The sequence below is a fragment of the Streptomyces sp. NPDC055749 genome (genome assembly GCF_053617235.1).
This window is the reverse complement of record NZ_JBSHFH010000038.1, coordinates 41,470-59,180: the sequence shown is the minus strand read 5'-3', so window position 1 is coordinate 59,180 and position 17,711 is coordinate 41,470. Positions and strand designations below refer to the sequence as shown.

16 protein-coding genes are annotated in these 17,711 nt (G+C 70.2%); 13 read left to right on the top strand and 3 right to left on the bottom strand.

The window, feature by feature from the left end; genetic code table 11:
• Nucleotides 1-245 precede the first annotated feature (245 nt).
• The 6 genes from ACWGO0_RS25685 to ACWGO0_RS25660 all read left to right on the top strand — a co-directional run bounded on the left by ACWGO0_RS25685 (nucleotide 246) and on the right by ACWGO0_RS25660 (nucleotide 5,749).
• Nucleotides 246-614, top strand: a complete 369-nt coding sequence (locus ACWGO0_RS25685) for an STAS domain-containing protein (protein ID WP_453539535.1) — start codon at nucleotides 246-248, stop codon at nucleotides 612-614.
• Nucleotides 615-806: 192 nt separating this feature from the next.
• Nucleotides 807-1,298: an ATP-binding protein gene (locus ACWGO0_RS25680; protein ID WP_453539532.1), complete on the top strand. Its 492-nt coding sequence runs from the start codon at nucleotides 807-809 to the stop codon at nucleotides 1,296-1,298.
• Nucleotides 1,299-1,528: 230 nt separating this feature from the next.
• Entirely contained in the window at nucleotides 1,529-2,194 is a 666-nt protein-coding gene (locus ACWGO0_RS25675; protein ID WP_453539529.1) for a peptidase, read from the top strand.
• Between the two features lie 68 nt (nucleotides 2,195-2,262).
• Nucleotides 2,263-3,246: a COG1470 family protein gene (locus tag ACWGO0_RS25670; RefSeq protein WP_453539527.1), complete on the top strand. Its 984-nt coding sequence runs from the start codon at nucleotides 2,263-2,265 to the stop codon at nucleotides 3,244-3,246.
• 50 nt (nucleotides 3,247-3,296) lie between these two features.
• Nucleotides 3,297-4,337 carry a hypothetical protein gene (locus ACWGO0_RS25665; protein ID WP_453539595.1) on the top strand — a complete coding sequence of 347 codons (1,041 nt, stop codon included), beginning with the start codon at nucleotides 3,297-3,299 and terminating at the stop codon, nucleotides 4,335-4,337.
• A gap of 14 nt (nucleotides 4,338-4,351) precedes the next feature.
• Complete coding sequence (locus ACWGO0_RS25660; RefSeq protein WP_453539592.1) at nucleotides 4,352-5,749, top strand: hypothetical protein; 1,398 nt, start codon at nucleotides 4,352-4,354, stop codon at nucleotides 5,747-5,749.
• An 80-nt stretch (nucleotides 5,750-5,829) separates the two neighbouring features.
• Here ACWGO0_RS25660 and ACWGO0_RS25655 read toward each other — a convergent pair whose 3' ends face one another.
• On the bottom strand, nucleotides 5,830-7,317 hold the full coding sequence (locus tag ACWGO0_RS25655) for an oligopeptide:H+ symporter (protein ID WP_453539524.1): 1,488 nt from the start codon (nucleotides 7,315-7,317) through the stop codon (nucleotides 5,830-5,832).
• A gap of 441 nt (nucleotides 7,318-7,758) precedes the next feature.
• On the opposite strand from ACWGO0_RS25655, the gene ACWGO0_RS25650 reads away from it, so the two are divergent.
• Complete coding sequence (locus ACWGO0_RS25650; protein WP_362844067.1) at nucleotides 7,759-8,436, top strand: response regulator transcription factor; 678 nt, start codon at nucleotides 7,759-7,761, stop codon at nucleotides 8,434-8,436.
• 15 nt (nucleotides 8,437-8,451) lie between these two features.
• Nucleotides 8,452-9,717 carry an ATP-binding protein gene (locus ACWGO0_RS25645; protein ID WP_453539521.1) on the top strand — a complete coding sequence of 422 codons (1,266 nt, stop codon included), beginning with the start codon at nucleotides 8,452-8,454 and terminating at the stop codon, nucleotides 9,715-9,717.
• Between the two features lie 21 nt (nucleotides 9,718-9,738).
• Here ACWGO0_RS25645 and ACWGO0_RS25640 read toward each other — a convergent pair whose 3' ends face one another.
• Nucleotides 9,739-10,374 (bottom strand): GtrA family protein, encoded by a 636-nt coding sequence (locus ACWGO0_RS25640; RefSeq protein WP_453539518.1) that lies wholly within the window; start codon nucleotides 10,372-10,374, stop codon nucleotides 9,739-9,741.
• Between the two features lie 226 nt (nucleotides 10,375-10,600).
• Here ACWGO0_RS25640 and ACWGO0_RS25635 point away from each other — a divergent pair, with 226 nt between their 5' ends.
• The 4 genes from ACWGO0_RS25635 to ACWGO0_RS25620 all read left to right on the top strand — a co-directional run bounded on the left by ACWGO0_RS25635 (nucleotide 10,601) and on the right by ACWGO0_RS25620 (nucleotide 14,767).
• Nucleotides 10,601-11,740 carry a 5-(carboxyamino)imidazole ribonucleotide synthase gene (locus tag ACWGO0_RS25635; protein WP_453539515.1) on the top strand — a complete coding sequence of 380 codons (1,140 nt, stop codon included), beginning with the start codon at nucleotides 10,601-10,603 and terminating at the stop codon, nucleotides 11,738-11,740.
• Nucleotides 11,737-12,273 (top strand): 5-(carboxyamino)imidazole ribonucleotide mutase, encoded by a 537-nt coding sequence (gene purE / locus ACWGO0_RS25630; protein WP_453539512.1) that lies wholly within the window; start codon nucleotides 11,737-11,739, stop codon nucleotides 12,271-12,273. Before ACWGO0_RS25635 ends, purE begins: the two co-directional genes overlap by 4 nt.
• Before the next feature lie 6 nt (nucleotides 12,274-12,279).
• On the top strand, nucleotides 12,280-13,473 hold the full coding sequence (locus ACWGO0_RS25625; RefSeq protein ID WP_453539509.1) for a dipeptidase: 1,194 nt from the start codon (nucleotides 12,280-12,282) through the stop codon (nucleotides 13,471-13,473).
• Nucleotides 13,474-13,594: 121 nt separating this feature from the next.
• The gene (locus tag ACWGO0_RS25620; RefSeq protein ID WP_453539506.1) at nucleotides 13,595-14,767 is read left to right on the top strand and encodes a dipeptidase; all 1,173 of its coding nucleotides are present in this window, start codon (nucleotides 13,595-13,597) and stop codon (nucleotides 14,765-14,767) included.
• A 91-nt stretch (nucleotides 14,768-14,858) separates the two neighbouring features.
• Here the strand turns inward: ACWGO0_RS25620 and ACWGO0_RS25615 are convergent, their stop codons facing one another.
• Entirely contained in the window at nucleotides 14,859-16,202 is a 1,344-nt protein-coding gene (locus ACWGO0_RS25615; protein WP_453539503.1) for a UDP-glucose dehydrogenase family protein, read from the bottom strand.
• 230 nt (nucleotides 16,203-16,432) lie between these two features.
• On the opposite strand from ACWGO0_RS25615, the gene ACWGO0_RS25610 reads away from it, so the two are divergent.
• A complete protein-coding gene (locus ACWGO0_RS25610) occupies nucleotides 16,433-17,590 on the top strand; it encodes an acyl-CoA dehydrogenase family protein (protein WP_453539500.1) in 1,158 nt (385 codons plus the stop codon).
• Nucleotides 17,591-17,711 lie beyond the last annotated feature (121 nt).

Sequence of the window (17,711 nt, the reverse complement as noted above, 5' to 3'; positions counted from 1 at the left end):
TGCCCATACGTGTTCCTGCGGTGAAGCGGCGCCTCCAAAGCCACGAAAATTGGTATCCCTCTACCCTTACCCGGTTCCTGCCGTGACTTACAAGCGCCAAATACAGCGCTATGTCCGCTTTGTTCGGGTCTTCGGCTACCGCGTGGCGTACGGAACGCGTACTGTTTTACGAACGTCGGCGACAGCTATGCAGGCGGCCGTGCGGACATCCGCACGGACGGTTACGGACGACGAAGAGGAACGGCATGGACCGCGGGACGGTCGGCAGTGCGAACCGGGGTCGGCTTCACGTCGAGGTCCGGACCGAGGGGCGCAGCGAGGTTGTGACGCCGGTGGGTGAGCTCGATCACCACACCGCCGATCTGCTGCGTGAACCCCTGGAGAGTGCGGTCGAGCAAGGGCGTGTACGCCTGGTGGTCGACTGCTCGCGACTCGAGTTCTGTGACTCCACCGGGCTGAATGTGCTGCTCGGCGCCCGTCTCAAGTCGGAGGCCGCCGGTGGCGGCGTCCATCTGGCCGGGATGCTGCCCGTCGTGGCGCGAGTCTTCGAGATCACCGGGGCCGAGGCGGTTTTCACCGTCCATGACTCGCTCGAAGACGCCCTCGAATCCTGACGGTGACCCCGTCCGCGACACCTCGGACGCCCCGCGTGTCGCTCTCGTCACGCAATCCCGTCGGCTAAGTGGGTGTTGTCACGATTCGACCGGGCAGGAGACACCCCGGTGGGGTCCTGACGGCCCGCACACTCTGTATCTGATCAGTATCCGTTCAATGGCGACATGGTGAATCGGTGAGGTGAAGCGCTGATGAGCACCACCCGGCAGCATCCGCCGGGCGACCTCGGCCGCGAGCCGGACGGCGTAGGCGCAGCCTCCGCCGTTCCGGAGAAGCGGCAGTGGCGCACGCTCTCACTGGGGCAGGCCAGCGGCATTGTGCCGATGGCACGAGATTTTGCCCGGCAGGCACTGCACGACTGGGGCTGGCTCCCGGCTGCGGGCGCCGACCGGCGGGCCGCGGCCGAGGACGTCCTGCTGGTCGTCTCCGAGCTGGTCACCAATGCCTGCCTGCACGCGGAGGGCCCCGAGGAGCTCCGTATCGGCTGCTCGCCGAAGGTGCTGCGGGTGGAGGTCGTCGACCGGGGCGCGGGTCAGCCCGCACCACGTACGCCGCACCGCGCGGGCCGGCCGGGCGGCCACGGAATGTTTATCGTCCAGCGGCTCTGTCTGGACTGGGGTGTCATGCGCACTCCCGACGAGCCGGGCAAGACCGTCTGGGCGGAGCTGGCCGCGCCCGTGTGATTCCCGCCGGGCCGCGCCGTGTGATTCCCGCCTGGCCGCGCCCCTGTGATTGCCCCGGGCCCCGCCCGGATTCGTACACCCGAAAGAGCGCACCGGATCGGTGCGCTCTTTTGTCTTCCCTCCAAAAGGCCCCAGGCGTACCTTGGGCGCCGATCTGATGCGTCGTCAGCAAATCGCGGCCGTACGGAATACGGCCCGCGCGGCGACTCCCGGCATGAGGGGAACTCGAGGTGTCGAACCAGAAGAGGACAGCTCTCGCTGCGGTGTCCGCGGTGGCGGGCTCGGTGGTGCTGTTGGCCGCACCCGTCGCCCACGCCGAGGTCGTGGACGTCAACTACCAGTGCCAGACGCCGATCGGCCCCAAAGGGGCGGTGTCGCCCATCGATATCAAGGGCGTCAAGAGCGGCTCCGGCTACACGCTCACCATGTCCTTCCAGAAGGGCGTCTCGTCCAGCCCGGTCGAGCTGGGCAAGGGCGCAATGAAACCGAGCGCGGTGATCAAGCTGGGCGGGGCCGAGAGCGGTCAGGTCCAGGTCTCCGGGGCGGCGAACGCGGAGGCCATCCCCGCCAACACCCCCATCAAGATCAGTGACTTGTCGGGTACGTACACCCCCAAGAAGAGCGGCAAGGTCACCTTCACCGCCGGAGTGCTCACCATCAAGGCGCTCGGTACGACCACGACCTGTACGCCGAAGAACAACCCCAAGCCCTCGCTCGAACTCGACGTGGCGGGCGACGCCACCTCGAACGACGCCCCGGCGGGCGGCGGCGAGCTGCCGAAGACCGGCCCGCTCGACTCGGCCGCCGCGCTCGGCACGCTCGGCGGCACCGTCCTGCTGACCGGCGCGGCCGGAGTGCTGTGGCTGACCCGGCGCGGGCAGCGGGCCACCGGCTGAGCCCACGTACGCCACCACCCCCACCGCTGCTGTACGCACCCGCACGCACCCGCACCAGGGAGCCGCCCATGTCGCTGTCGACCGGTCACGCCGCCCGAGCGGCGCTCGCCGTACTCCTGGGCGCCCTGGCCGTCACCCCGGCGGCGGGCGCCGACCGGGACGCCGCGACTCCGGCCTGGACCGCGGGGCCGACCGGCGGCGGCGCGCGGCCGAGCGACGACGGCCGGCCGTACTTCTACCTGGAGGGCGCGCCCGGCGCGGTGCTGGAGGACCGGCTCTCGGTGGCCAATCCCGGGCGCGAACCGATCACCGTACGACTGCGGGCCGCCGACGCGTACAACACCGGGGACGGCGGCTTCGCCGTGCGCGGGACGAAACGTTCGACCGGTACGGGGTCCTGGCTGCGGCTCGCCTCGCGCGCGGTGACCGTACCGGCCAGGACCCGCGCCGAGGTCCCCTTCGCCGTCACCGTGCCCTCCGGTGCGACGCCCGGTGACCACCCCGGCGCCGTCCTCGCCGTGAGCGGGGAGCGCGAGGTGGGCGTGCGCGTGCACCTGCGGGTGAGCGGGCCGACCCTGGCGGCGCTCACCGTCGAGGACGTCACCGTGTCCGGCCGGACCATCCGTTACGCCCTCGTCAACCGAGGCAACGCGGCCCTCGTGCCACGCCTGGCCGTCACCGCCGACGGGCTGACCGGTGCGTTCCCGCACCGAAAGGCGCGCACACTCCCGCTGGAGCTCCTCCCCGGACAGCGGGTCGAACTGGCCGAACCCTGGCCCGACGCCCCCGCCTTCGACCGGGTCACCGTCCGGCTGAGCGTCACAGCGGGGGGCGGGGCGCGGGGCGAGGCGTCGGCATCGGCGGTGTACGTCCCCTGGGCCCCGCTGACAGGCGGCGCGCTGTTGGTGTTCGTGGCGGCCGGAACGGGTGCGTACGCCCTGCGGCGCCGCGCACACCGCGGGGCACTGGGCGAGGACCTGCCCGACCCGGAGCCGGCCCACCGACCGGACACATCCGACAGGCACTTGGCGAAGGCAGGAGCGCACTCGTGACCGCAAAAGCCGGAAAAGCTGGAGAAGCCGGAACGGCCGGATCGGCACCCCTGCGGCGAGGCAGCGGCCGGGCCACCGTACGCCTCCTCGCCCTCCTTCCCGCCCTGTTGTCCGTCCTCCTGCTCCTGCCCGCCCCCGGCGCATCCGCCGCGGAAGGCGAGCCCGCCGTCACGCTCTCCGCGCAACAGGCGGGCAAGGGCGGCGAGATCACCGTCAAGGGCCGCGACTGGCGCCCCGGCACCCTGCTGATGATGCTGATCTGCGGGCAGTCCACACCCGCAAAGGGAGTGATCGGCGGCACCAACTCCTGTGCCAACGCGGACGGCCGCGCCGTCACCACCGACAAGGAGGGAGCCTTCACCAAGGAGATGCCGGTCGCCGAGCCGCCCGTGCCCTGCCCGTGCGTCGTCCACGTCGCCACGGTCACCGGTGAACAGGCCACCGCCGACGCGGTGTTCAAGGTCGCCGGGCACCCGACCGCCCCGCTGCCCCAGCAGACCGGCGGCGGAAAGCTCGCCGTGCTGGCGACCACACGGCTGGCCGGCGACAGCGGGCTGCTGACCTGGTTCGGCGCCCCGGCCTCCCGGAAGCTGGTCTTCACCGTCGGCAACCTCGGCTCCGCACCGGTCAAGGACCCCGTGTTCGAGGTCGGCACCGCGCACGGCGTCTACGCCCCGCAGTGGGAGGAACGCCAGTGGCGCGGCACCGTCGCCCCCGGCCGCAAGGCGCAGATCGAGCTGCCGGTCGAACTGGCCGCCGGTGCGCACGGTGACTACCAGGTCTCCCTGCGGTACGGGACGAAGGTGCTGGCCGAGCAGCCGTGGCGGGTGGGCCGCCCCTGGGGCGTGACGCTCTTCTGGATCCTGCTGTGCGTCGTCGTGCCGGCCGCCGTCTTCCGTATCGGCATGGCGGTCGTCGACAAGGTGCGGCCCCGTACGGCAGCGAGCCGTCCGCGCCTCGCACGTCACCGCCCCCGGCGGCGTACCGAGGCCGCCCCGCCCGTGAGCACCACGACCACGGCCGCGCTGCCGTGGTTCACCCCGGATTCCGCACCGTCAGAGAACAGACCCACGACGAAGGGACATTCGTGAGCACGCAACGGAGGATGAGCGCGGCAGGAGTCGCGCTGATGCTCGGCGGGGCGGGGATTCTGCTGGCCGCGAGCCCAGCCCAGGCCGCCGACGTCTCGTACAAGACGGAGTGCATTCCGCCCCCGATCTCCGGACTGCCGCCCGTCCAGGGCACCACCAAGGTGCAGCTGACCGCACCGGCGGAGGCGAAGGTCGGGGACACGGTCGAGGTCGTCTGGAAGACGGTCGAGGCCGCCTCCAAGAACCCCGACGTCCTGGACCTGGACGCGAACACGGTGAAGCCGACCGGCACGGTCAAACTGGGCGGGGCCGCGAGCGGTGACCTGAAGCTCGAAGGCCCGCGGCAGAACCCGCCGATCCCCAAGAACAGCCCCATGGTGCTGCCCGACATGAAGGGCACCCTGAAGCTGGAGAAGGCGGGCGACCTCACGCTGACGCCGGACGCGTACAACATCAACGTGTCCAAGCCGATCTCCACCGACACCAAGTGCACCCCGAAGGAGGCGGTCCAGCCAGGCGCCACGATCAAGGTGACGGAAGGCGGTGGCGGCACGACGGGCGGCACGACGGCCGGTGGCACCACGGCAGGCGGAACCACGGCCGGCGGTACGACGGCAGGAGGTACGACGGCAGGAGGTACGACAGCGGGCGGCACCACGTCCGGCGGCACCACCGCCGGTGGCAGTGATGCCGGAGGCAGCGACGCGGGCGGTACGGACTCCGGTGGTACGGACTCCGGCGGCACCGGCGGCGGTGGCGGCCAGACCGACTTCCCCGGCAAGGAGGTCGCGGTCAACTTCGCCTGCACTTCCCCCGGACCGGCCGAGATCGCCTCCAAGGTGACGATCAGCGCCAAGAAGGACGGCGGGAGCTACGCACTCACGGTCAAGACGGCCAAGGGCGTGATGGACAGCCCCGCCGCGTTGCCCGCCGGTGCGCTCAAGCCGTCCATGGACGTCGTCGTCGGCGGCGCCGACAAGGGCTCGGTGAAGGTCACAGGACCCGCCAACGCCGAACCGCTGGAGCAGGGCAAGCCGGTCGATCTGGCCGACATGACCGGTACCTACAAGCCGGGCGCGTCCGGGAAGTCCACGCTCAGCCCCGGCACCCTGACCATCGATGTGACCCTGGGCGCTTCGAAGATCAACATTCCCTGCAAGGTCAAGGGGTCGGTCGCCCCGTCGCTGGAACTCGACACGGCCGCCCAGCCGGGCGGTGCGTCCGGCGGCGGATCGTCGTCCGGTGGTGCGGCGAGCGCGGGCGGTACGGACTCCGGCGGCGGCCTCGCCGACACCGGGGCCGAGGACGACGGCGCACTGCGCGCACTCGGGCTGGTCGCCGGTACGGCGATCCTGCTCGGCGGCGCGGTGTTCACCTTCACCCCGTGGCGCAGGCTGCGAGGAATCCGCTGAGAAAATGACTGAGGGCCGCCGCACCGGAATCGGTGCGGCGGCCCTCAGCGCGAGCTACGAGTCGCGAGCTGCGAGCTACGTCAGCGGACGTTGCCCATCAGCTGCTTGACCTTGCCGCGGTACATGAAGATCGCGATACCCGCCATCACCGCGAGGGCCGCCTGGAGGGCGACCACCCCGGAACCGTTGAGGTCGACCCCGGCGATGGACAGCAGACCCGTGGTGCAGTCACCGGCGGTGACGGCCAGGAACCAGACACCCATCATCTGGCTGGCGTACTTGGCCGGAGCCATCTTCGTGGTCACGGAGAGACCGACCGGGGAGAGCGTGAGTTCGGCGACGGTCTGGATGAAGTAGATCGCGACCAGCCACATCGCGGCGGCCTTGTGGCCGTCGCCCGCGATCGTCAGCGGCAGCAGGAAGACGAAGAACGACGCACCGACCAGCACCAGACCGGAGCTGAACTTCACGATCGTGCTCGGCTCCTTGCCGCGACGGTTCAGCGCCAGCCAGAAGGCGGCGAAGACCGGGGCCAGCGCCATGATCAGGACCGGGTTGACCGACTGGTACCAGGAGACCGGGAAGTTCCAGCCGAGGACCGAGTTGTCGGCCGAGGACTCGGCGAAGATCGCCAGCGTCGAGCCGCCCTGGTCGTAGATCATCCAGAAGATGGCGGCGGCGACGAAGAACCAGATGTAGCCGGACATCTTCGACTGCTCGGCGGTGCTCAGTTCCTTGTCGCGCTTGATGCGCGCCAGGACGACCACCGGGATGACCAGACCGGCGACGGTGATCGGGACCAGCAGCCAGTTGAGCGTGTAGACGCCGGTGACGACCGTGCCGATGTAGAAGACGGCCGCGACGCCCATCCAGATCATGGCCTTGCGCAGCGTGGAGGCGCGCTCGGCCGCGTCGAGCGGCTTCGGGACGACGAGGCTGCGCTCGTTCAGGTGGCGCGTACCGAGCAGGAACTGGGCGACACCCAGACCCATGCCGAGCGCGGCGAGGGCGAAGCCCAGGTGCCAGTTGACGTTCTCGCCGACGGTGCCGATGATCAGCGGCGCCGCGAAGGCACCCATGTTGATGCCCATGTAGAAGATCGTGAAGCCACCGTCGCGGCGCGGGTCGTCCGGGCCGTCGTAGAGGTGGCCGACCATCGTCGAGATGTTGGACTTCAGCAGACCGGAGCCGATCGCCACCAGTCCGAGACCGGCGAAGAAGGTGCCCTCGGACGGCAGCGCCAGCGTCAGGTGGCCGATCATGATGACGCCACCGGCGATGGCGACGGTCTTGCGCGGGCCCCAGACGCGGTCACCGAACCAGCCGCCGGGCATGGCGAGCAGGTAGACCAGGGACAGGTAGACCGAGTAGATCGCGGTGGCCGTACCCGCGTCCATGTCGAGCCCGTTGGGGGCGATCAGGTAGAGCGGGAGGAGTGCGCGCATTCCGTAGTAGCTGAAGCGCTCCCACATCTCCGTCATGAAGAGAGTGGCCAGGCCGCGGGGGTGGCCGAAGAAGGTCTTACCGCCGGTTGTACTGGCGGAATCCTTCGTCAGGCTGGAAGCCATGGTCGATCCTTGCTGGTCGGGACGCGACGCCTCGTGAGCGTGATGCGCCCGGTGGGGGGCGGCCGGCACCGGCGCGGACGTGCCCCACCCCTCCACTCGAAGGGGACTGGCTCAGGCCACCGCACTCGGGATCCACACCCGGCACGCGTACGTACCGGGCCCGGCCCACAGGTCATGCACCTGAAGGCCGGCGGGTACCGGCTCGCACAGAAAAGAGACCCCGGCGCTCAAAACAGCGCAAAGGTCCTTCATTAGTGCATCAGGCGTCGGGACACCATACGACACGACACTGCGGCATATGAAAGGACTTGAGACATGGATCACAGGTGATGTTGGAACCAGACTCCCAGATTCAAAGGCTTACGCAGAGTTTCCTGCCCAGGTACACAGGCCTTCATGAGCACCTCACCTCGCGCCCTCCGTGCGGACTACCATCACCCCATGACCCGTGTACTGCTCGCCGAGGACGACGCATCCATCTCGGAGCCGCTGGCCCGCGCACTGCGTCGGGAGGGTTACGAGGTCGAAGTCCGACAGGACGGCCCGACCGCGCTGGACGCCGGACTCCAGGGCGGCATCGATCTCGTCGTGCTCGACCTGGGGCTGCCCGGGATGGACGGCCTCGAAGTCGCACGCCGGCTGCGCGGCGACGGACTCGCCGTACCGATCCTGGTGCTGACCGCCCGCGCCGACGAGGTCGACACCGTGGTCGGTCTCGACGCCGGCGCCGACGACTACGTCACCAAGCCCTTCCGTCTCGCCGAACTGCTCGCCCGGGTCCGCGCCCTGCTGCGCCGCGGCGCCACCGAGCCCGCCGTGCAGCCCGCCACCCACGGCGTCCGGATCGACGTCGAATCGCACCGGGCCTGGATGGGCGAGGAGGAACTGCAACTCACCGCCAAGGAATTCGATCTGCTGCGCGTCCTGGTCCGCGACGCCGGCCGGGTCGTCACCCGCGACCAGCTCATGCGCGAGGTCTGGGACACGACCTGGTGGTCCTCCACCAAGACGCTCGACATGCACATCTCCTGGCTCCGCAAGAAGCTCGGCGACGACGCCGCCAATCCCCGCTACATCGCGACGGTGCGGGGCGTCGGCTTCCGGTTCGAGAAGAGCTGACGTACAGAGACAGTCATGCGCCGCCGACTGATCAATTCCACGCTCGCCGTGGTGCTCGTGGTGATCGCCGTCTTCGGCGTCTCCCTCGTCATCGTGGAGACCCGCACCATCAGCACCAGCGCCCAGGAGAGCGTCGACTCCGAGGCGCTGCGGCTGATCAGCGTCGTCGACAGCCGGCTGCTGGGCGAGGAGCGGATCACCTCGGACGTACTGGCCGAGCAGGTCGACTCCAACCGCTACGCACGGGTCGAGATCCCCGGCCGGGCCCCCATCGAGGTCGGCGAGCGCCCCAGCGGCAGCGTCATCAGCAGTACGGCGACGGGGGAGCAGGGCGAGAAGGTCACCGTCGAGGAGTCCCGTTCGGCCGTCACCCGTGAACTCGGCCGCACCCTGCTGATCATCGGCGGGGTGGCGCTGCTCGCGATCGTCTCCGCGGTGCTCCTCGCCGTACGCCAGGCCAACCGCCTCGCCTCACCGCTGACCGACCTCGCCGAGACGGCGGAACGCCTCGGTTCCGGCGACCCCCGCCCCCGCCACAAGCGGTACGGGGTCCCGGAGCTGGACCGCGTCGCGGACGTCCTGGACTCCTCCGCCGAACGGATCGCCCGGATGCTGACGGCGGAACGACGCCTCGCGGCCGACGCCTCGCACCAGCTCCGCACTCCGCTGACCGCGCTCTCCATGCGGATCGAGGAGATCTCCGTCACCGACGACCTGGAAACGGTGAAGGAGGAGGCCCATATCGCCCTCACCCAGGTCGAGCGGCTGACCGACGTGGTGGAACGGCTCCTGACGAACTCCCGCGACCCGCGCACCGGCTCCGCCGTCGTCTTCGACCTCGACGAGGTCGTCAAGCAGCAGATCGAGGAGTGGCGCCCCGCCTACCGCAGCGCGGGCCGCGCCGTCGTCTGCTCGGGCAAGCACGGGCTGCGGGCCGTCGGCACTCCCGGCGCGGTGGCCCAGGTGCTCGCCGCGCTGATCGAGAACTCGCTGATGCACGGGGGCGGCACCGTCGCGCTGCGTACCCGCGTCACGGGAAACCAGGCGGTCATCGAGGTGACGGACGAGGGTCCTGGCGTGCCCGCCGACCTCGGTGCGCGGATCTTCGAGCGCACCATCAGCGGCCGTAACTCCACCGGGATCGGCCTCGCGGTCGCCCGGGACCTCGCGGAGGCGGACGGCGGCCGGCTGGAACTGCTTCAGCAGCAGCCTCCGGTATTCGCCCTCTTCCTCAGCCGGGTGTCCAGGAAACGCAAGGACCCGGACCGCCCGGTGCGCTGAGGGCCGGCGAGGCCGAGGGGCTCAGTGGCGTACGGGGTCGGACTCCACCCGCGCCACCTGCTCGACGAGCGGCACCGGAGGCATCTGCGGCACCTGAGCCACGGGCGGCACCACCGTCACGGGCGGCACCCCCGTCACGGACTCCACCGCCGTCACCGACTCCGCCGCCGTCACGGATTCCTCAGGAGCCGGAAAGCTCTCCCCGCTCAGCTCCACCCCTTTGGCAGGCAGCGCCCTGAACACCCAGGTCCGGTAGGACCAGAACCGGAACAGCGTGGCGATCCCGATGCCGACGATCTTGAAGATGTTGTTCTGGAGCGGGGTGTCCCAGCCGAACCAGTACGTCGCCGCGTACAGCACCCCGACCTCGATCACCGCACCCACGGCGCTGAACGCCAGGAAGAGCATCAGCTCCCGCGTCCGGCCGCTCTTGTCGCGGTCCCGGTAGGTGAAGTAACGGAACCCCACGTAGTTGAAGAGGATGGCCACGCAGGTCGCCATGAGGCCGGCCCGGACCACCGGAATGTCCGTGGTGCGCCAGATGAGGTTGGAGACGGCGATGTTGACCAGGACCCCGAACGCACCGACCGCGCCGAACTTGGCGACCTCCCGGCCCAGCAGTTCGATGCGGGCCCGCAATGCGCCACGTTCGTCCATGGTGATCGCTCAGCCCCGTCCGCTCGGTTTCGTCAACCCGGCCATGCTAACCAGCCCTCCCGTGTGATGCCCGTGAGCAGCGTGCAGGGTGGCGATGCTGTGACGTGCGCCCGCTGCCGGGCCCATCAAGGCCCCATCGAGGTCCGTCGAGGCCCCTCGCGGCCCACCGCGGGCCCCCGCCGGTCCACCGTCCGGGAAGCCCCGGCGCGGCGGATACCCTGGAGGAGTGACGTTCCCGGTAGTCGGCATGGTCGGCGGCGGACAGCTCGCCCGTATGACCCACGAGGCGGGTATCCCCCTCGGCCTGAAATTCAAGCTCCTCAGTGACACCCCACAGGACTCGGCCGCCCAGGTGGTGAGCGAAGTCGTCATCGGCGACTATCGCGACCTGGACACGCTGCGAGCCTTCGCGCGCGGCTGCGACGTGATCACCTTCGATCACGAGCACGTCCCGACCGAGCATCTACGGGCCCTGGAGGCGGACGGTATCCCCGTGCGCCCCGGCCCCGACGCCCTGGTGCACGCCCAGGACAAGGGGGTCATGCGTGCCAAGCTCACCGAGATCGGTGCGCCCTGCCCCCGCCACCGCATCGTGGCGGACCCGGCCGACGCCGCGGCCTTCGCCGCGGAGGTCGGCGGCTTCCCCGTGATCCTCAAGACGGTCCGCGGCGGCTACGACGGCAAGGGCGTGTGGGTGGTCCGCTCCGAGGAGGACGCCGCCGAGCCGTTCCGTGCCGGTGTTCCCGTCCTCGCCGAGGAGAAGGTCGACTTCGTACGGGAGCTGGCGGCCAACATCGTCCGCTCGCCTCACGGCCAGGCCGTCGCCTACCCCGTCGTCGAGTCGATCCAGGTCGACGGCGTCTGCGACACGGTCATCGCCCCGGCCCCCGAGCTGGACGAGCGACTGGCGGGCGAGGCCCAGCAGCTCGCGCTCCGTATCGCCGCCGAGCTCGGCGTCGTCGGCCACCTCGCCGTCGAACTCTTCGAGACGGCCGACGGCCGCATCCTGGTCAATGAGCTGGCGATGCGCCCGCACAACTCCGGGCACTGGACCCAGGACGGTGCGATCACCTCGCAGTTCGCCAACCACGTGCGGGCCGTCCTGGACCTCCCGCTCGGCGACCCGCGCCCGCGCGCCCGCTGGACGGTCATGTGCAACGTCCTCGGCGGGGACTACCCGGACATGTACCAGGCGTACCTGCACTGCATGGCCCGCGACCCGCAGCTCAAGATCCACATGTACGGCAAGGACGTGAAGCCCGGCCGCAAGGTCGGACACGTCAACACCTACGGCGACGACCTGGCGGACGTGCGGGAGCGCGCCCGGCACGCGGCCGACTACCTGCGAGGAACAATCACCGAATGACTTCCCCCGGTACCGCCCCTGTCATCGGCATCGTCATGGGCTCGGACTCCGACTGGCCCGTCATGGAAGCAGCCGCGAAGGCCCTCGACGAGTTCGAGATCCCGTACGAGGTCGACGTCGTCTCCGCCCACCGCATGCCGCGCGAGATGATCGCGTACGGCGAGCAGGCCGCAGGCCGCGGGCTCAAGGCGATCATCGCGGGCGCGGGCGGCGCGGCCCACCTGCCCGGCATGCTCGCCTCCGTGACCCCGCTGCCCGTCATCGGCGTCCCCGTCCCGCTGAAGTACCTGGACGGCATGGACAGCCTCATGTCCATCGTGCAGATGCCCGCCGGCATCCCGGTCGCCACCGTCTCCGTCGCGGGCGCGCGCAACGCGGGCCTGCTGGCCGCCCGCATCCTCGCCGCCCACGACAGCGAGCTGCAGGCCCGGATGAACGACTTCCTCCAGGAACTGAACGACCAGGCCACAGAGAAGGGGAAACGGCTCCGGGCCAAGGTCGAGGGCTCCGACTCCTTCGGCTTCGGGAAGTAGGGGACCGTGGACCATCTGGACCGGGCACGGGAACTCCTCGCCGTCCACCCCGTCGTCGACGGCCACAACGACCTGCCGTGGGCCCTGCGCGAACAGGTCGGCTACGACCTGGACGCACGGGACATCGCCACCGACCTGACCGGCACCCTGCACACCGACATCCCCCGGCTGCGCGCCGGCGGGGTCGGCGCGCAGTTCTGGTCGGTCTACGTCCGCACCGACCTGACCGGTGACGCAGCCGTCAGCGCCACCCTCGAACAGATCGACGTGGTCACCGAGCTGCTGGCCCGCTACCCCGCGGACCTGCGGCGCGCCCTGACCGCCGACGACATGGAGGCCGCCCGCGCCGAAGGCCGGATCGCCTCCCTCATGGGCGCCGAGGGCGGCCACTCCATCAACAACTCGCTGGGCACCCTGCGCGCCCTGCACACCCTCGGCGTGCGCTACATGACGCTGACGCACAACGACAACATCGACTGGGCGGACTCGGCGACCGATTCCCCGCGCATCGGTGGCCTGTCGGCGTTCGGCCGCGAGGTCGTACGGGAGATGAACCGCATCGGCATGCTGGTCGACCTCTCCCACGTGGCGGCCACGACCATGCGCCACGCGCTCGCCACCTCCACCGCGCCGGTGATCTTCTCGCACTCCTCGGCCCGCGCGATCTGCGACCACCCGCGCAACATCCCCGACGACGTGCTGGCACAGCTCCCCGCCAACGGCGGTGTGGCCATGGCGACCTTCGTGCCGAAGTTCGTCCTCCCGGCAGCCGTCGCCTGGACGCTGGCCGCCGACCGCAACATGCGCGAACACGGCCTGCACCACCTGGACACCACCTCGGCCGCCATGCGCATCCACGCCGACTTCGAGGCGGAGTACCCCCGCCCCGAGGCCACCGTCGCCACGATCGCCGACCACCTCGACCACATGCGCGAGGTCGCCGGGATCAACCACATCGGCATCGGCGGCGACTACGACGGCACCGCCTTCCTCCCGGAGGGCCTGCGGGACGTCTCCGGCTACCCGAACCTGATCGCGGAACTCCTCGCCCGCGGCTGGTCCGATGCCGACCTCGCCAAGCTGACCTGGCGGAACGCCGTACGGGTGCTGCGCGACGCGGAAGCCGTCGCCCGCGATCTCAGCGCACGGTACGGCCCCTCCCACGCCACGATCGGCGAAATGGACGGGCACACGGTCTGAGACGTCCGGGGTACGGGCCGGGCGCCCCCGGGCCCGTACCCCGAACGCAGCAACGTGCCGCGACCCCCTGCCGTGACCGTGAAACGGTGGCTGTACTGCCGCCGAAACACGGAGTCATCTCATGGCAGATCTGCAGGACGATGCCGCAACCGCCACCGCGGTCGGCACACTCGAAGCGGACCTCGCACACATATCACCCCCTCTACCCCCCGCCCCCGCACCCACCCCACCGGCCTCACAGCCACCACCGTCCCCCTCGCCGCCCGACCCGCTGGCTCGCGCCCGTGAACTGCTGGCGCTCCACCCCGTCGTCGACGGCCACAACGGACTGGCGCACGCGGTGCGCTCCGTCCCCTGGTGCGATCTCGAACTCGGCGAGGAATCCCTGGACACCGACGTGCCCCGGCTTCGCGCCGGCGGGGTCGGCGCCCAGTTCTGGTCCCTTCAGGTCCCTGCGGATCACCTCGGTGACCGCGCGGTGAGCGCCACGCTCGACCGGATCGACCTGGTCGGCGCGCTCGTCGCCCAGTACCCCGACGCGCTGCGCCTGGCACACGGCAGCGCCGAGATGTCCCACGCCCGCAACTGCGGCCGGATCGCCGCACTGCTCGGCCCGGTCTCGGGCCACGCCCTCGCCGACTCGCTCGGCACGCTCCGGGCGTTCCACGCGCTCGGCGTACGGAGCGTCACGCTCACCGGCACCCGCTGGACCGAGGGCGATGACGGGCTCACCCGCTTCGGCCAGGAGGTCGTACGGGAGATGAACCGGCTCGGCATCCTCGCCGACCTCACCGGGGCGTCCCCCGGGACGATGCGCCGGACGCTCACCGTGGCCAAGGCGCCGGTGATCTTCTCGCACTCGGCGGCCCGCGCGCTCACCGACCACCCGTGGAACGTCCCCGACGAGGTGTTGCGGATGCTGCGCGACAACAACGGCATCTGCATGGTCAGCTTCGCCGCCGACCAGGTCGCCCGCCCGCACACGGACGCCACGGTTCACGACGTGGCCGACCACCTGGACCGGGTACGCGACCTGGCGGGCCCGGACTGCGTGGGCCTCGGCGCCGCCTACGACACGGACACCACCCACGCCTCGACACTCACGGACGTCTCGGGATACCCGCACCTGATCGCGGAACTACTGGACCGCGACTGGACGGAGTCCGAGATCGCGGGCCTGACGTGGGGTAACGCGGCCAGGGTCATCAGGGAAGCGGAATTCACCGCCCGGGCGGCCCGCCTCCGCAGACCCCCGAGCACGGCCACGATCGAGGAGCTGGACCCGGAGGCATAGCAGGCCCCCTCAACCGCCGGACGGGCACATCAGCCCGTCCGGCGGACGAGTGCTCACCCGAACATGCTCACCCGAACACGCACACCCCGGCCTACGCCTTCGGCCGACCCATGCCCCGGTACGTCCAGCCCGCCTCGCGCCACGACACCGGATCCAGCGCATTGCGCCCGTCCAGAATGATCCGCCGCGAAGCCACCCCGCCCAGCTCGGCCGGATCGAGCTCACGGAACTCGCGCCACTCCGTCAGGTGCAGCACCACATCCGCGCCGCGCACGGCCTCCAGCGCCGAGTCCGCGTAGGCCAGCGTGGGGAACAGCCGCCGCGCGTTGTCCATGCCCTTCGGGTCGTACACCGTCACCTGGCCGCCCTGAAGGTGAATCTGACCGGCCACGTTGAGCGCGGGAGAATCCCGTACGTCGTCGGAGTCCGGCTTGAACGTCGCGCCGAGCACGGCCACCCGCTGCCCCAGGAACGAATCGCCCCCCACGGCCTCCCGGGCCAGCTCGACCATGTGCCCGCGCCGCCGCATGTTGATCGAGTCGACTTCGCGCAGGAACGTCAGCGCCTGGTCCGCGCCCAGCTCACCGGCCCGCGCCATGAACGCCCGGATGTCCTTCGGCAGACACCCGCCACCGAACCCGATACCGGCCCGCAGGAACTTCTTCCCGATCCGCTCGTCGTGCCCGATCGCCTCGGCCAGCTTCACCACATCACCGTCGGCGGCCTCGCAGACCTCGGCCATGGCGTTGATGAACGAGATCTTGGTAGCGAGGAAGGAGTTCGCGGACGTCTTCACCAGCTCGGCGGTCGGGAAGTCCGTCACCACGAACGGCGACCCTTCCCCCACCGGCCCGGCGTACACCTCGCGCAGCAGCTTCTCGGCCCGCTCGCTCTCCACCCCGACGACGATCCGGTCCGGGTGCAGGGTGTCCTGGACGGCGAAGCCCTCCCGCAGGAACTCCGGGTTCCACGCCAGCTCGGCATCCGCGCCCACCGGCGCCAGCTCGGCCAGCCGCTTCGCGAGCCGCGCGGCGGAGCCCACCGGCACGGTGGACTTCCCGACGACGAGGGCCGGCCGCGTCAGCTGAGGCGCGAGCGATTCGAAGGCGCTGTCCACATAGCTCATGTCGCAGGCGTACTCGCCGTGCTTCTGCGGAGTGTTCACGCAGACGAAGTGGACGTCACCGAAGGCCCCCACTTCCTCCCAGGAGGTAGTGAACCGCAGCCGCCCGCTGGACCCCTCGATCCCCGCGACATGCTTCTGCAGCATCTCTTCGAGCCCCGGCTCGTACATCGGCACTCTGCCCGCCGAGAGCATCTCGATCTTCTCCGGCACGACGTCGAGCCCCAGCACGTCGAAGCCCAGCTCCGCCATGGCCGCGGCGTGGGTGGCGCCGAGGTAGCCGGTGCCGATCACGGTGATCTTGAGGGCCATGGAGTGCTCCTGGGAGATACGGACGGGCGGTGCGGACCGAGCATAGTCGCGCCCCCTCACCCGCCCTTCCCCCACCAGCGGCCACCCACCGCACGTCCTCCCTCCCACATGCCCTCTTTGCCCCACCCCTGTCATCAAGCTCACGCGACGTGCGCGTATGCCATTGCGTACCCGGACCACTAAAATTGGGGTTACTTAACGGTAGTTAGCACATTTGGGGAGTGAGAGTCTTGGCGGGTTCGACCGATTTCGACCTGTACCGTCCGGCGGAGGAGCACGACATGCTCCGCGAGACGGTCCGCTCGCTCGCCGAAGCGAAGATCGCCCCGTTCGCGGCAGCGGTCGACGAGGAGGCCCGCTTCCCGCAGGAGGCCCTCGACGCGCTCGTCGCAGCCGACCTCCACGCCGTCCATGTCCCGGAGGAGTACGGCGGCGCGGGCGCCGACGCGCTCGCCACGGTCATCGTCATCGAGGAAGTGGCCCGCGCCTGCTGCTCCTCCTCCCTCATCCCGGCCGTGAACAAGCTGGGCTCGCTCCCGGTGATCCTCTCCGGCTCCGAGGACCTGAAGAAGAAGTACCTGGGCCCGCTCGCCAAGGGCGACGCGATGTTCTCGTACGCCCTCTCCGAGCCGGACGCGGGCTCCGACGCCGCCGGCATGAAGACCAGGGCCGTCCGCGACGGCGACTTCTGGGTCCTCAACGGCGTGAAGCGCTGGATCACCAACGCGGGCGTCTCCGAGTACTACACGGTCATGGCCGTCACGGACCCGACCAAGCGCTCGAAGGGCATCTCCGCCTTCGTCGTCGAGAAGTCCGACGAGGGCGTCTCCTTCGGCGCCCCGGAGAAGAAGCTCGGCATCAAGGGCTCCCCGACCCGCGAGGTCTACCTCGACAACGTCCGCATCCCCGCCGACCGCATGATCGGCGAGGAGGGCACGGGCTTCGCCACCGCGATGAAGACCCTGGACCACACCCGCATCACGATCGCGGCCCAGGCGCTCGGCGTCGCCCAGGGCGCCCTGGACTACGCCAAGGGCTACGTCCAGGAACGCAAGCAGTTCGGCAAGCCGATCGCGGACTTCCAGGGCATCCAGTTCATGCTCGCCGACATGGCGATGAAGCTGGAGGCGGCCCGCCAGCTCACGTACGCGGCAGCCGCCAAGTCCGAGCGCCTCGACAGCGACCTCACGTTCTTCGGCGCCGCGGCGAAGTGCTTCGCCTCGGACGTCGCGATGGAGGTCACGACGGACGCGGTCCAGCTGCTCGGCGGCTACGGCTACACGCGCGACTACCCGGTGGAGCGCATGATGCGCGACGCGAAGATCACCCAGATCTACGAGGGCACGAACCAGGTCCAGCGCATCGTCATGGCACGCAACCTGCCGTAACCCGGCTTTGCGGACCACCGAGACGGCCCCCGGCTTGCACTTTGAGCCGGGGGCCGTCCTGCGTGCGCGGACGTACCGTCACACGCAACGAAGAATCCGCAACAGTGGAGCAACCACGTCG

Bases quoted from the DNA above. Each gene is read 5' to 3' on its own strand.
- ACWGO0_RS25655 (WP_453539524.1), bottom strand. From the start codon at position 7,317: ATGGCTTCCAGCCTGACGAAGGATTCCGCCAGTACAACCGGCGGTAAG.
- ACWGO0_RS25615 (WP_453539503.1), bottom strand. From the start codon at position 16,202: ATGGCCCTCAAGATCACCGTGATCGGCACCGGCTACCTCGGCGCCACC.
- ACWGO0_RS25620 (WP_453539506.1), top strand. From the start codon at position 13,595: ATGGCAGATCTGCAGGACGATGCCGCAACCGCCACCGCGGTCGGCACA.
- ACWGO0_RS25680 (WP_453539532.1), top strand. From the start codon at position 807: ATGAGCACCACCCGGCAGCATCCGCCGGGCGACCTCGGCCGCGAGCCG.
- ACWGO0_RS25640 (WP_453539518.1), bottom strand. From the start codon at position 10,374: ATGGACGAACGTGGCGCATTGCGGGCCCGCATCGAACTGCTGGGCCGG.
- ACWGO0_RS25670 (WP_453539527.1), top strand. From the start codon at position 2,263: ATGTCGCTGTCGACCGGTCACGCCGCCCGAGCGGCGCTCGCCGTACTC.
- ACWGO0_RS25650 (WP_362844067.1), top strand. From the start codon at position 7,759: ATGACCCGTGTACTGCTCGCCGAGGACGACGCATCCATCTCGGAGCCG.
- ACWGO0_RS25645 (WP_453539521.1), top strand. From the start codon at position 8,452: ATGCGCCGCCGACTGATCAATTCCACGCTCGCCGTGGTGCTCGTGGTG.
- ACWGO0_RS25660 (WP_453539592.1), top strand. From the start codon at position 4,352: ATGAGCGCGGCAGGAGTCGCGCTGATGCTCGGCGGGGCGGGGATTCTG.
- ACWGO0_RS25685 (WP_453539535.1), top strand. From the start codon at position 246: ATGGACCGCGGGACGGTCGGCAGTGCGAACCGGGGTCGGCTTCACGTC.
- purE (WP_453539512.1), top strand. From the start codon at position 11,737: ATGACTTCCCCCGGTACCGCCCCTGTCATCGGCATCGTCATGGGCTCG.